We start from the raw sequence: 12,527 nt of genomic DNA, 5'->3' as shown, positions 1-12,527 counted from the left end.
GGCCGGGTGGACACCGGCCCTCGCCGGCTTCAGCTGATCCAGCAGTACAGCCGTTGCTCCTCGGTGCGGGCGAGCCGGCCGACGGCGTCGAGGATCTCGGTCGCGAGCTCCGGGTCGATCGGTTCGCCCTCGGCGGCCCGTTCGCCGGCCCACTGCCGGGCGACCCGCTCCAGCTCCGCCGCGCTCGCGCGGCTCAGTGCCGCCTGGAGCTCCAGGGACGCGGCGACGACCTGGGCGCCGTCGTCCTCGTCGGCGATGACCGCCGAGGCGGACGCGGCCAGCGCGTCGTCGAAGCTGCGGCCGGTCAGCAGGCTGTCCCACTCCAGCAGGGCCAGGTCGGCGTCGAAGTTGCCGAAGGTGACCGATTCGTGGTCGGCGTCCGGACCCCCGTCGACCTGGGCCTCGGCGGCCTCGTCATCGGGGGCGACGAAGAATCTGATGATGCTGCTCATCCGGGTATCCCATCAGAGCCGGACCCGGGCCGCGACGGGCAGGTGGTCACTGCCGGTCGCCGGAAGGGCCCAGAGCTCGGTGACGGTCACCGTCCGTCCCATGATCTGGTCGATCCGCGCCACCGGTGCCCGCGCGGGCCAGCTGAAGGCGAAGGTCGAGCGGGTCGTGCGCAGCTGCCCGCTGATCGGCGCCAGCTCGCGGTCGTCCACCGTGTAGTTGAGGTCGCCCAGCAGCAGTACCCTGCCGATCGGCTCGGCGGCGATCATCCGGCCGAGCAGCGCGGCGCTCTCGTCGCGCCGGGCCGAACTGAGCCCGCCGGGTCCGAGGCGCACCGATGGCAGATGGGCGACGTAGACGGCGACGTCCCCGCCGGGCAGCTCGGCGACCGCGCGCAGCCCCCGGTTCCAGTCGGTGCCCACCCCGCGCGGCCGAATGTCGGCCGGCGCCGCCTCGGTGAGCGGGAACCGTGACCACAACCCGACGGTGCCCTGCACGGTGTGGTGCGCGTACTCCGCCGGCATCGCCGCGGTGTACGCGGGCAGAGCGGCCGGCGTCAGCTCCTCCAGGGCGATCAGGTCGGGCCGTACCTTCGTCAGCTCCCGGACAGTGCCGGCCGGGTCGGCGTTCTCGTCGCTGACGTTGTGCTGCACGGCGGTGAGGTCGTAGGGGGAGTCGCGGGCCGGCACGAGGTGACCGCCGAAGAGCCCGAGCCAGGCGGCGAGCGGCAGCAGCGTGGCCAGGGCGGCGATCCGTGAGCGGCGCCACCAGGCCAGGGCGAACAGCACCGGGACCGGCACCCCGAGCCAGGGCAGGAAGGTCTCCACGAGACTGCCGAGCTGCCCGACAGTGTTGGGCACAGCCCGGTGGAAGAGCAGTACGCACGCGATGAGCACGGCTGACACGGCAAGGCTGCGCACCCCGCGATGCTGACAGGGCTGCGCAAGGCCGTCAGGCGGTGCCGTAGACGTCGGCGAGGGCGGTGAACGCGGCCTTGGGCTCCCACGGCAGGCCGGGGTAGGCGTCGCCGGAGCGGTCCTCGTACACCTTGACGATGCCGTAGCTGGCCAGATCGAGGTCGTCGCGCGGGTCGCCGCCGGGGCGGTGCGGGTGGTCGTAGAGCGCGAAGATGAACACGAAGGTGGCATCGACGCCGGCCGCGTCGAAGACCGCCAGCAGCTCGCGGAGGTAGGTGGCCTGGCCGGCCTCGTCGCGGACGTGGTCGCCGGTCAGCCGTACGGGGCCGCTGTCGTCGTACTCGACGATCTCGAGACCCAGGGCACCCCGGTCGCCGGCGCCGCGGTACGTGGCCGAGCCGAACTCGGTGATCGCGACGGGCTTGCCCTGCAGAGCCGGGCTGCGCATCCCTTTCCGGACCAGCTCGGCGAAGTTCCCGGCGATCGCGGCCGACCGGTAGACGTCCATGGCGACGATGTCGAAGGGCGTCCAGTCCACCCGGTCGATGGGCACGGAAGCGTAGGTGACCGGGCCGCCGAAGCGCTCCCGCACGACCGCCACCGCCCGGCTGAGCAGGTCGTTGACACGGTCGCCGACCTGGGCGATCACCTCGCGGACCCGGTCCGGCTCGCTCAGCAATCCGAGCCGCTCCTCAACGGTGTCGCCGGGCAGGAACCCCGGGCACATGATGCTCAGTTCCGCGCCGGTGACGAACACGACCTCGGTGCCACCCCGGCGCAGCCGCTCCGCCCGCTCGGCGCAGTCGGCGAACAGCGCGAGCATCTCGTCGGTGGTCAGCTCGAGCGGGTACGGCGAGAACCAGACCTCCAGCCCGAGCCCGGCCGCGACCGACGCGGCGAACTCGATCCGCTCGGGGTCGCCGCCGGTCACCCGTACGGCATTGCAGTGCAGATCGTCCCGGATGATCGTGAGCTCCCGCTCGACCAGCTCAGGCTCGAACCGTCGCCGCGCGTTCACGCCGTGGCGGACGAACCCGGTGTCGTAGGTGATGCCCCTGGCCCGCACGTCGATCTCCCCTCTTTAGGTACGCGCCGTACCTTATTTTGACTCTGGGGAGTGGTCAAGCCGATGCTGAGAGGGCACGACGAGTACCGAGGCGGAGGAGACCGATGACCCAGACCCGCCGCCGGGGCGCGGCACTGGAGGAGGCGATCCTCCGCGCCGCGGCCGACGAGCTCACGGAGAACGGCTTCGCCGGACTGACCATGGACCGGGTCGCCCAGCGGGCGGGCACCAACAAGAACGCGATCTACCGCCGCTGGCCGGACCGCCTGGCGCTGGGTATCGCCGCCTACCGCCACCTGGCCACGGCGATCCAGCCACCGGACACAGGCACGCTCCGCGGCGACGCCCTGGAACTGCTGCGCCGGGCGAACCGGCACTGGAGCTCGCCCCTGGGCGCGGTCCTGCGCGACCTGCTGGCAGCAGCGGGCAGCGCCCAGAAGCTGGTGGCGCAACTGCCGGAGCAGTCCACCGACGCGATGGCCGCGATGTGGCTGACCGTCCTGGGGCGAGCGGTGGCCCGCGGCGAAGCGGCCCCGGAGTCGTTGCACCCCCGGGTGGCAACGGTGGCGATCGTGTTGCTCCGCAACGAGTTCGTGACCCGAGGGGTGCCGTCAGCCCCGGACGAGGTCCTCACCGAGATCGTCGACGAGGTCTACCTCCCGCTGGTCCGGCACCGCGGCCCGCCCGGGCGGGACTGAGTGGGTCAAGTCCCGACGGTCTCGGTCTCGTAGAGGTCTTCTGGGGCCTCCTTGGTCGGGGTGGGGCGCGTGGGCGCCGGCGTGGTGCCGTAGCCGGTGATGTCCAAAGTCCAGGTGCCCGCCGGCCCGAGTGGCTCCGTGGTGGCGGGCACGTCGACCACCAGCCGGCTGAGGCGGCCCTGGCCGTCCAGGGTGGCGGTGAACGTCGTCCTGCCCTTGAGGCGGAACTGCAGCGGCTGCAGGACGATGCTGCTGCCGGTGATCGTGGTGACGGCGAGCGTGCCCCGGATGGTCGAACCCTCCACTGTGGCCGTGTCCATCATGCCGAGAAGTTCCGTCGCCCCGGTCCGATCGGGTCTCGTGATGGCCAGCCCGTGCCGCTCCCCAGCCTCGGGCATCCGGGACAGGTCCCAGTGCTGCCATCGGTCTTCTTCCGGGGTCGTCCGGTTGTACCTGTCCTCTCCGATCACCCGCTCGTAGTACACGTCGGGTTCGGGGTCGGTGAAGGTGGTGTACCAGGCCGCGCTGGCGCTGGGAAAGTCGGTCGTGCCGGTGACCTGCCTGTCGGACGTGGCGACCATGTAGGCGTAGTTGCCGGCCGTCAGACCGGCGAGGGATGCGGTGACTGCCGCCTTCGGATCGGCCGGTGCGGGTGCCACCGGCTGGGAGCAGGCTGCGAGCGACAGGCCGCCGGTGAGCAGCAGGGCGGTGGACCGAAGGCGGATCATGGGCGAGAGCTTAGGAGAGCCGGCCGAGGAGGATGTCCCGGCCCGGGCCGCGCAGGTCGGCGACGGCCGCCGCCCGCCCGCAGGCCGCGATGCCCAGCGCCTCCGCCGTGCCGGTGACCAGCTCGCCGCTCCCGCCACGCCAGTCCGTGTCGGTGGCGGCGAGCTCCAGCCCGGCGAGCCGCCCCGGCGGCACCAGCGCCGGCGCGACCGCCGGCGAGACCAGATTGTCCAGCAGGGTGCGCCAGTGCTCGACCGGTACGTCCACAGCCAGCCCCAACGGGCGCGCGATGTCCCGCAGGTGCACGCACGTGTCGGCGAACGGCCCCATCGGCCCGATCCGGGGCGGGTTCACCCGGTCGGCGGCGTGGGTGCGTAGCAGGGCGATCAGCTCGTGCCGGGGTCTGCGGGCCAGGCGCCGGGTGAAGTGGTCCACGGTCCGGTCGGTGTCGCCGCGGTAGCGCAGGGCGACGACGAAGAACCGGCCGAAGCCGACCAGCATCGGCTGGACGAAGTGTGCGGCCAGGTGACCCACGGTCCAGCCGGTGCACAACGTTTCCGTCTGCCACTGGGCTTCGTCGAGGGTTTCCAGGAAGTCGGCGATCAGCCGGCGGTTGCTGGTCGTCCGGGCGTAGATCTCGGCGTCGGTGGTCATGCGGCCCGCCGCCGCACGTCGCGGCTCAGTGCGGCCAGCACCTTGGCCGCCGTCGCGATCTCCTGCTCGGTGCAGTCCCGGGCGAGTGTGGCCAGCTGCCGCAGTTCGTCGTCGCGGATCCGGCCGATCACCTCGGTTCCGGTCCGCGTCAGCGTGATCAGCACCGAACGCCGGTGGGCCGGATTGGCCTGCGACTCCACATAGCCCAGCGCCAGCAGGTCGTTGACGTGGCGCTGGACACCCTGCCGGGCCAGGTCGAGCCGGTCGCCGATCGCCGGCACCGTGGCCGGCCCGTGCTCGGCGAGAATCTCCAGGACCGCCCGGGTGCCCACGCTCAGCCCCTCGGGACGCAGCGCCTTCTCGACCACCCGTGCGGAGTTCAGGACCAGCGGCCGCACGTGCCGCAGGGCGTCGTACAGGGCAGCTCCACGCGCCAACATGACAACTATGATGTCATATTCGCGTGCAGGAGGGATGGGTCGGGTCGTCGGCGACGGCGATCACCGCGTCGAGGCGGTCGCGGGTGGCGAGCAGGCCGGTGATCTGCTGGTCGATGCGTTCCCGCTCGGCCGCCAGCCGGGCCCGCGACTCCGGGGTGCTCACCCCCTTGTCCACGCAGGGCAGCAGCTCCAGGATCGTCCGGCTGGTCAGGCCCGCGGCGTAGAGCTGCTGAATGAGCTGCACCCGGTCCACCGCCACCGGTGGGTACGTCCGTTGCCCGCTCCCGGTGCGTTCCGAGGTCAGCAGCCCCTGCTCCTCGTAATAGCGCAGCGCCCGGACGCTCACGCCCGCCGTGCCGGCCAGCTCGCCGATCCGCATGGTCGTCTCCCTGAACTCGTGAGGCCGGTCACCACACTTGCCTCTGACGTCAACGTCAGGTTTTAGCGTAACCGGCATGAAGATTTCTGGTTCTGTCGCGCTGGTCACCGGCGCCAACCGCGGTATCGGCCGCCAGTTCGTCCTCGAGCTGCTCGCCCGGGGCGCGGCCAAGGTCTACGCCACCGCGCGTAATCCCGAGCTCGTCGACATCCCCGGCGTCGAGGTGCTGGCTCTGGACATCACGGATGCCGCCTCCGTGGCCGCCGCGGCCGCGCAGGCCGGGGACGTCAACCTGCTGATCAACAATGCCGGCATCACCACCCACACCAACCTCGTCACCGGCGACCTCGACAAGATCCGGCTCGAGCTGGACACCCACTTCTGGGGCACGCTGAACGTCATCCGGGCCTTCGCGCCGGTGCTGGGCGGCGGCGCCGTCCTCAACGTGCTGTCCCGGCTGTCCTGGGTCTCCTACAACGGCGCGAACGCGTACAGCGCGGCCAAGGCCGCCGAGTGGAGCCTCACCAACGGCGTCCGGCTCGAACTGGCCGGGCAGGGCACGCTGGTCACCGGGCTGCTGCTCGGCGCGGCCGACACCGACATGATGGCCGGCTTCGACATCGAGAAGACCGACCCCGCCGTGATCGCCCGGGCCGCGCTGGACGGCATCGAGGCCGGCGTGCTGGAGGTCATCGCCGACGAGGCGACCGCCGAGGTCAAGGCCGCCCTGGCCGGTGACCCGCGGGTGCTCTACCCCGCCGCGGTCTGAAGACGGAGCGGCCGGGCCCCGCGTCGCGAGGCCCGGCCGCCGAGACCGCTGAAACGGTCAGCCCGTGTTGCGCATGCCGGCCGCGATGCCGTTGACCGTGGTCAGCAGCGCCCGCTCCAGCGCCGTCGCGTCCGACGCCGAGCGGCGCGCGCCCGGCGCCGTCGGCGCCTGACGCTCGTCGGCGTTCAGCTCGCGGTACTGGCCCAGCAGCGCGACCTGCAGGTGGTGCAGCGGCTCCAGGTACGTGTCCCGGACGCTCAGCGTGCGCGACAGCTCCGGCTGGCTGGACAGCAGCTCGTCGCGGCCGGTGATGGCCAGGATCTGCTCGACCGTCCGGGCGTACTCCTGCTCGATGGTGCCGAAGATCGGCTGGAGCTCGGCCGGGACCAACGTCTCGACGTAGCGCCGGGCGATGGTCAGGTCGGTCTTGGCCAGCATCATCTCCACGTTCGAGACGAACGTGCGGAAGAACTGCCAGTTGGCGTACATCTCCTGGAGCACGTCGGCCTGGCCGGCCTCGCGGACCGCGGTCAGGCCGGTGCCCACGCCGAACCAGCCCGGCACGATCTGGCGGGTCTGGGTCCAGCCGAAGACCCACGGGATGGCCCGCAGGCCGCTCAGCCCGGCATCGGCGTTGGGCCGCTTCGCCGGCCGGGAGCCGATGTTCAGCGCGCCCAGCAGCTCGGTCGGGGTCGCCGCCCAGAAGTACGCCGGCAGGTCCGGATTCTCGACCAGCGCCCGGTACGCCCCGAAAGCCGCGCCCGACGCCGTGTCCATCGCCGCGTCCCAGCGCGACAGCGAGGAGAGGTCGACCGACGGCGAGGTGTGCAGCAGCGTCGCCTGCAGCACGGCCGCCACCGTCAGCTCCAGGTTCTCCCGGGCCAGGGCCGGCAGCGTGTACTTGTCGGAGATGACCTCGCCCTGCTCGGTCACCTTGATCGCGCCGTCCAGCGTGCCGTACGGCTGGGCCAGGATCGCCTCGTGCGTCGGGCCACCGCCGCGGCCGACCGTGCCGCCGCGGCCGTGGAACAGCCGCAGCCGCACGCCGTGCCGGGCGGCGACGTCGCGCAGCGCGCGCTGCGCCTTGTGGATCGACCACTGGCTCGTGGTGATCCCGGCCTCCTTGTTGCTGTCGGAGTAGCCGAGCATGACTTCCTGCAGGTCACCGCGCGCCCGCACGATCTCCCGGTACGCCGGCAGGGACAGCATCTCGTCCAGCAGCTCGCCGCCGGCGTCCAGCTCGGCCGGGGTCTCCAGCAGCGGCACGATGCCGATCCGGGCGCGGCCGGTGTGGATGTCGATCAGGCCGGCCTCGCGGGCCAGCACCGCCGCGGCCAGCACGTCGTCCACGCCCAGGGTCATCGAGATGATGTACGACTCGATCACGTCCGCGCCGAACCGGTCCTGCGAGTCGCGGATCGTGTTGAACACGTCGAAGGTCTTGCGCGCCGAGTCGGTCAGCGGGGTGTCGTTGCTCGACAGCGGCCGCCGGCCGGTCAGCTCGGTGGCGAGCAGCTTGGTGCGCTCGGGCCGGTCCAGCGACAGGTAGTCGTCGACCTCGCCGACCTGGGTGTACATCTGCGCCAGCACCTCGTGGTGCTTCTCCGCGTGCTCACGGACGTCGAGCGTGGCCAGCTGCAGACCGAAGGCGGACACCGTACGGATCGCCGAGGCCACCGTGCCGACCGCGGTGAGCTGCCCGGAGTTGCGGGCCAGCGAGGCGCGCATCAGCTCCAGGTCGCCGACCAGCTCGCCGGTGCCCAGATAGTCGCGGCCGGGCACGTGGGCGGTGCCGCGCCGCAGGCGCTCGCGGGTGTTGGCCAGCTTGGCCTTGATGCACCGGACCTTCAGCCGGTACGGCTCCTCGGCGTTGGTGCGGCGGAACCGGGGCGCCACCTCGGGCAGCGCGTCGAGATCCTTGGCCAGGCTGGCCGACAGGTCCAGGGACACCCCGCGCAGCCGCCGGGAGACCGACAGCTCGTCGATCAGGGCGTCCATCGCCGCCTCGGTGGCCTGGATGCCGTGCTCGTGCTGGATGATCAGCACGTCGCGGGTGACCGCCGGGGTGACGAACGGGTTGCCGTCGCGGTCGCCGCCGATCCACGTGCCGAAGGTCAGCGGGCGCGACGTCGGGGACGTCTCCACGCCGAGCTGGCGCAGCGTCTCGGCGAGGTCGTCGAGCACCTGCGGGGCGGCGTCGGCGTACAGGTCCTTGAGGTAGTAGACCGCGTTGCGGGCCTCGTCGGTCGGGTCGGGCCGGTCCAGGCGCAGCTCGTCGGTCTGCCAGAGCAGATCGATCAGCTCGGCGAAGCGACGCGTGGAGGCGGTCGTGTCGGTGGCGCCGTACAGGATCGCGGCGCTGGCCTCGCCGTCCAGCGAGTCGGCGAGCTGGCGCAGCTTCGACAGGATCGAGCGGCGGGCCGCCTCGGTCGGGTGCGCGGTGAACACCGGGCGGACGGCCAGCCGGCGGGCGGCCGCGGCGATCTCGTCGGCCGGCACGCCCTGCTCGGCGATGCGCTTGGCCGCCTGGTCCAGCCAGCCGCCGTCACGGGCGCGGCGGCGCTGCAGGTCGCGGGCGCGGTGCACCTGCTCGGTGATGTTGGCCAGGTGGAAGTAGGTGGAGAACGCCCGGGCCAGCTTGGTGCCGGTCGTGACGTCCAGGGCGGAGAGGCGCTCGGCGGCGGCCGGGGCGTCGGCCCGGACCAGCGCGCGGACCTCCTCGACCAGGTCGAGCAGCGGCTTGCCCTCCTGCCGGGCGAGCGTCTGGCCGAGCAGCGTGCCGATCCGCCGGATGTCGGCGCGCAGTGCCGCGTCATGACTGCCTTCAGACAAGTCAAGGGTGGCGGCGGGGCGGTCGGACGGGCCATCGGGGTCGAGTTGGCCGAGCTGGTCTGTCATCGGAGCGCTCCTCGGGTGCAGAACGTGCAGGGGTTCTCCGCCGCGGACGGGATCGGCATCGCGTGCGGAAGGACAGCGCTGTCCCGACTTCGCTGATCGTATCGGTGCCCCGCCTGGCCGGCGTGATTTGAGGCAAGTCTCATAGGCGCTCACGGTCGCTTCACGCCTTTCCGGATTACCTGTGCAGCACAGAGTTCCGGGGAGGACAAGAAATGCCAAGAAGGACCCGAATCGTGGTGGCGGGCGCCGTTGCCACCGCCCTCGGCCTGACCGTCGCCGGCATGGGCGTGGCGGACGCCGCCACGGCTCCGCCGCCGCTGGCCTTCACCATGGCCACGCCGAATGTGCTGGCCGAGCGGTACGTGTACGACGACGGGGAGGGGGAGCTCGCCTTCGATCTGGGTCTCAACGTCATCGCCGGCAAGGATCCGCTGGAGATCCGGGCGAAGCGCTCGTCCTACGCCAAGCCCATCACCGCCGAGCAGATCGTGCTGCGCAAGGGAAAGAAGAAGGCGGTGCCGCTGCCGGCCGGGATGGTCACCGGGTGGGGCGGTCTGCGGAATTTCGCCGCCATCACCCTGAAGAACGCCGCGGGCAAGCAGGTCGCCGGCTATCAGACCGACTTCTGCCCGAACGCCTACGACTCGGCCCGGACCCGGCGGGACGCGCCGGCCCAGAACCCCTATCCGCGGGGTTGTTCCGAGGGCCCGTTCAACCTGGGCGCGGTGTGGGGCATCCAGGCCGGCTGGAACGCGCCCGTCGCGAGCATGCCGCGGACCGGCGCGCTCGACCTGCCGGACGGCGTGTACAGCGCGACGGCCACCGTCAACAAGAAGTACCGGGACCACTTCAAGATCGCGGCGAAGAGCGCGACGCTGAAACTCACCGTCACGGTCAAGACGATCGACCGGGGTGACGACGCGGCAGCGGCCGCCGGGGCCAGGGTCAAGGCGCTCCGGTCGGGCGACGATCCCGCCGCGGCGGCCGCTGCCGCCGAGCACGGCGAGCACGCCGGCCAGGGCGAGGAGGACCTGCAGATCTCCGCGTACAAGCCGGAGTTCCGGCCGCCGGCCAAGCGCCCGCGGACGGTCAAGGCGGCGACCATCCCCAAGGGCCCGCGCCCGGACCTGCGCTCGCTGCCGGCCTCCGGCATCACGCTGTCGCAGGAGGAGGACAAGAAGTGGTACGTGAACTTCGGTGCCACCGTGTGGAACGGGGGCACGTCTCCGCTGCTGGTCGACGGTTTCCGGCGGACCGGCACCGAGCTGATGGACGCGTACCAGTACTTCTTCGACGCCAAGGGCAAGGAGGTCGGCTCGGTCGCGGCCGGCACGATGGAGTGGGACGCCCGCGACGGTCACCGGCACTGGCACTTCACCGACTTCGCGCAGTACAGCCTGCTCAAGGCGGACAAGAAGGTGGCCGTGCGCAGTGGCAAGGAGGCGTTCTGCCTGGTGAACACCGACGCGGTCGACTACACGATCCCGAACGCCAAGTGGCGTCCGAGCAACACCGACCTGTCCAGTTCCTGCGGCGAGAACACCGCCGTGGCGGTGCGTGAGGTGCTCGACGTCGGCAACGGCGACACGTACACCCAGGACCGGCCCGGCCAGTCCTTCGACCTCACCGGCCTGCCCAACGGCACGTACTACATCCAGGTCAAGGCCAACCCGTCCAACAAGCTCGCCGAGCTGAGCACGAAGAACAACATCTCCCTGCGCAAGATCGTGCTGGGTGGCACGGCGACTGTGCGCACCCTCAAGGTGCCTTCGGTCAACGGTCTCGACTGATCGTCGGACGCCGATACGGGGCGCCGGTTCCCTCGCGGGGCCGGCGCCTTGTTCTGTATCCCCACCTGCATGCTTCGAGGTGGGTCTCATTACCCCTTACGTCCGCTTCACGCCATTGAAGTTTACCTGTGCGTGATACCGCCTCCGGGAGGAAAAGCATGACGAGAAGGACCCGCATTCTGGTGGCCGGCGCCGTCGCCACCGCTGTCGGCATCGCCGCCGGCGGGATGGGCGTGGCGAACGCGGCCGCCGATCTGCCGCCGCTGGCGCTGACGCAGGCGACGACCAGCGTGCTCGCCGAGCGTTACGTCTGGGGGGACGAGAGCTACCTGTTCTTCGATCTGGGCGTCAACGTGATCGCGGGCAAGGACCCGTTCGAGATCCGGGCGAGCCGCAAGTCGTACGCCGACCCGATCGTCGCCAAGCAGGTCGTGCTCAAGAACGGCAAGAAGACCGAGGTCACGCTGCCGGCCGGGATGGTCACCGGCTGGAACGGCCTCAAGGACTTCACCACGGTCAGCATGAAGAACGCCGCGGGCACCGAGGTCGCGAACTACAAGACCGACTTCTGCCCGAACTACTACTCTTCGACGCGGACCCGGCGGGACGCCCCGGCCGACAACCCGTACCCGCAGGGCTGCTCCTACAACCCGTTCACCCTCGGCTCGGTCTGGGGCATCCAGGCCGGCTGGAACGCGGTCACCGACAGCCTGCCGTCGACCGGCGACTTCGACCTGGCGGACGGCGACTACACGGCGACCGTCACGCTGAACAAGACGTACCAGGACTACTTCAAGATCGCGGCGAGCGGCTCCTCGCTCACCGTGAACGTCAAGGTGCAGACCGTCGACGAGGGCAGGAGCGCCCTCGAGGCCGGCAAGGCCAAGGTCGAGGCGGCCCGGGCCGGCACGGACACGGCCGCGGCCGCTGCCCTCGCCGAGCACGGTGAGCACGCCGCCGAGGGCGACCCGGACCAGCAGATCTCGGCCTACAAGCCGGAGTTCCGGCCGCCGGCCAAGAAGCCGAAGGCGGTCAAGGCCGCTGCCATCCCGAAGGGTCCGCGTCCCGACCTGAAGTCGCTGCCGGCCTGGGGCATCTCGCTGGAGCAGGGCGACGGCAAGGCGTACGTGAGCTTCGGCGCCACCGTGTGGAACGGCGGCACGTCGCCGCTGCTGGTCGACGGCTTCCGGCAGACCGGTACCGACCTGATGGACGCGTACCAGTACTTCTTCGACGCCAAGGGCAAGGAGGTCGGCTCGGTCGCGGCCGGCACGATGGAGTGGGACGCCCGCGACGGCCACCGGCACTGGCACTTCACCGACTTCGCCCAGTACAACCTGCTGACCTCGGACCAGAAGCAGACGGTGCGCAGCGGCAAGGAGGCGTTCTGCCTGGTGAACACCGACGCGGTCGACTACACGATCCCGAACGCCAAGTGGCGTCCGAGCAACACCGACCTCTCCAGCTCCTGCGGCGAGAACACCGCCGTGGCGGTGCGTGAGGTGCTCGACATCGGCAACGGCGACACCTACACCCAGTCGCTGCCGGGCCAGTCGTTCGAGATCACCGACCTGCCCAACGGCACGTACTACATCGAGGTCAAGGCCAACCCCTCGAACAAGCTCACCGAGCTGAGCACGTCCAACAACACGTCCCTCCGCAAGATCATCCTGGGCGGTACGCCGGCCGAGCGCACCCTCGAGGTGCCGCCGGTCAACGGCATCGCCGGCTGACCCACCG

Annotated in this window: 12 protein-coding genes; 4 read left to right on the top strand and 8 right to left on the bottom strand. The window is 71.1% G+C overall.

The features are described from left to right. Positions 1-29: 29 nt before the first annotated feature. From Aau02nite_RS02645 to Aau02nite_RS02635, 3 genes are read right to left on the bottom strand one after another with little or no spacing between them, the layout of a single operon-like run. Positions 30-452: a hypothetical protein gene (locus Aau02nite_RS02645; protein WP_212986679.1), complete on the bottom strand. Its 423-nt coding sequence runs from the start codon at positions 450-452 to the stop codon at positions 30-32. Positions 453-464: 12 nt separating this feature from the next. Further along, positions 465-1,370 carry an endonuclease/exonuclease/phosphatase family protein gene (locus Aau02nite_RS02640; protein WP_212986678.1) on the bottom strand — a complete coding sequence of 302 codons (906 nt, stop codon included), beginning with the start codon at positions 1,368-1,370 and terminating at the stop codon, positions 465-467. A gap of 31 nt (positions 1,371-1,401) precedes the next feature. Beyond that, on the bottom strand, positions 1,402-2,433 hold the full coding sequence (locus Aau02nite_RS02635) for a glycoside hydrolase family 113 protein (protein ID WP_212986677.1): 1,032 nt from the start codon (positions 2,431-2,433) through the stop codon (positions 1,402-1,404). A gap of 104 nt (positions 2,434-2,537) precedes the next feature. Between Aau02nite_RS02635 and Aau02nite_RS02630 the strand changes: the two genes are divergently transcribed. Then, on the top strand, positions 2,538-3,131 hold the full coding sequence (locus Aau02nite_RS02630) for a TetR/AcrR family transcriptional regulator (RefSeq protein WP_212986676.1): 594 nt from the start codon (positions 2,538-2,540) through the stop codon (positions 3,129-3,131). A gap of 5 nt (positions 3,132-3,136) precedes the next feature. Here the strand turns inward: Aau02nite_RS02630 and Aau02nite_RS02625 are convergent, their stop codons facing one another. Genes Aau02nite_RS02625 through Aau02nite_RS02610 form a run of 4 tightly spaced genes read right to left on the bottom strand, consistent with a single transcriptional unit; the run spans position 3,137 to position 5,330 of the window. Beyond that, positions 3,137-3,859 carry a hypothetical protein gene (locus Aau02nite_RS02625; RefSeq protein WP_212986675.1) on the bottom strand — a complete coding sequence of 241 codons (723 nt, stop codon included), beginning with the start codon at positions 3,857-3,859 and terminating at the stop codon, positions 3,137-3,139. A gap of 10 nt (positions 3,860-3,869) precedes the next feature. Beyond that, a complete protein-coding gene (locus Aau02nite_RS02620; RefSeq protein WP_212986674.1) occupies positions 3,870-4,511 on the bottom strand; it encodes a maleylpyruvate isomerase family mycothiol-dependent enzyme in 642 nt (213 codons plus the stop codon). Next, complete coding sequence (locus tag Aau02nite_RS02615) at positions 4,508-4,951, bottom strand: MarR family winged helix-turn-helix transcriptional regulator (RefSeq protein ID WP_212986673.1); 444 nt, start codon at positions 4,949-4,951, stop codon at positions 4,508-4,510. The genes Aau02nite_RS02620 and Aau02nite_RS02615 overlap by 4 nt, the downstream gene beginning before the upstream one ends. Before the next feature lie 13 nt (positions 4,952-4,964). Continuing rightward, on the bottom strand, positions 4,965-5,330 hold the full coding sequence (locus tag Aau02nite_RS02610; protein WP_212986672.1) for a MerR family transcriptional regulator: 366 nt from the start codon (positions 5,328-5,330) through the stop codon (positions 4,965-4,967). A 76-nt stretch (positions 5,331-5,406) separates the two neighbouring features. Between Aau02nite_RS02610 and Aau02nite_RS02605 the strand changes: the two genes are divergently transcribed. After that, positions 5,407-6,099, top strand: a complete 693-nt coding sequence (locus Aau02nite_RS02605) for an SDR family oxidoreductase (RefSeq protein ID WP_212986671.1) — start codon at positions 5,407-5,409, stop codon at positions 6,097-6,099. Positions 6,100-6,156: 57 nt separating this feature from the next. On the opposite strand, the gene ppc is transcribed toward Aau02nite_RS02605, so the two are convergent. Further along, positions 6,157-8,997 carry a phosphoenolpyruvate carboxylase gene (ppc, locus tag Aau02nite_RS02600; RefSeq protein WP_212986670.1) on the bottom strand — a complete coding sequence of 947 codons (2,841 nt, stop codon included), beginning with the start codon at positions 8,995-8,997 and terminating at the stop codon, positions 6,157-6,159. A gap of 212 nt (positions 8,998-9,209) precedes the next feature. Here ppc and Aau02nite_RS02595 point away from each other — a divergent pair, with 212 nt between their 5' ends. Then, positions 9,210-10,787 carry a lysyl oxidase family protein gene (locus Aau02nite_RS02595; protein WP_212986669.1) on the top strand — a complete coding sequence of 526 codons (1,578 nt, stop codon included), beginning with the start codon at positions 9,210-9,212 and terminating at the stop codon, positions 10,785-10,787. Between the two features lie 158 nt (positions 10,788-10,945). After that, complete coding sequence (locus tag Aau02nite_RS02590) at positions 10,946-12,520, top strand: lysyl oxidase family protein (RefSeq protein ID WP_212986668.1); 1,575 nt, start codon at positions 10,946-10,948, stop codon at positions 12,518-12,520. The last annotated feature ends 7 nt before the right edge of the window (positions 12,521-12,527 follow it).

The organism is Actinoplanes auranticolor, from assembly GCF_018332655.1.
Lineage (GTDB): Bacteria > Actinomycetota > Actinomycetes > Mycobacteriales > Micromonosporaceae > Actinoplanes > Actinoplanes auranticolor.
This window is presented reverse-complemented; position numbering and strand designations above follow the sequence as displayed.

Excerpts from the sequence above, each read along its gene's own strand:
- ppc (WP_212986670.1), bottom strand. The coding sequence starts at position 8,997 with ATGACAGACCAGCTCGGCCAACTCGACCCCGATGGCCCGTCCGACCGC.
- Aau02nite_RS02630 (WP_212986676.1), top strand. The coding sequence starts at position 2,538 with ATGACCCAGACCCGCCGCCGGGGCGCGGCACTGGAGGAGGCGATCCTC.
- Aau02nite_RS02605 (WP_212986671.1), top strand. The coding sequence starts at position 5,407 with ATGAAGATTTCTGGTTCTGTCGCGCTGGTCACCGGCGCCAACCGCGGT.
- Aau02nite_RS02625 (WP_212986675.1), bottom strand. The coding sequence starts at position 3,859 with ATGATCCGCCTTCGGTCCACCGCCCTGCTGCTCACCGGCGGCCTGTCG.
- Aau02nite_RS02620 (WP_212986674.1), bottom strand. The coding sequence starts at position 4,511 with ATGACCACCGACGCCGAGATCTACGCCCGGACGACCAGCAACCGCCGG.
- Aau02nite_RS02645 (WP_212986679.1), bottom strand. The coding sequence starts at position 452 with ATGAGCAGCATCATCAGATTCTTCGTCGCCCCCGATGACGAGGCCGCC.
- Aau02nite_RS02615 (WP_212986673.1), bottom strand. The coding sequence starts at position 4,951 with ATGTTGGCGCGTGGAGCTGCCCTGTACGACGCCCTGCGGCACGTGCGG.
- Aau02nite_RS02595 (WP_212986669.1), top strand. The coding sequence starts at position 9,210 with ATGCCAAGAAGGACCCGAATCGTGGTGGCGGGCGCCGTTGCCACCGCC.
- Aau02nite_RS02610 (WP_212986672.1), bottom strand. The coding sequence starts at position 5,330 with ATGCGGATCGGCGAGCTGGCCGGCACGGCGGGCGTGAGCGTCCGGGCG.
- Aau02nite_RS02590 (WP_212986668.1), top strand. The coding sequence starts at position 10,946 with ATGACGAGAAGGACCCGCATTCTGGTGGCCGGCGCCGTCGCCACCGCT.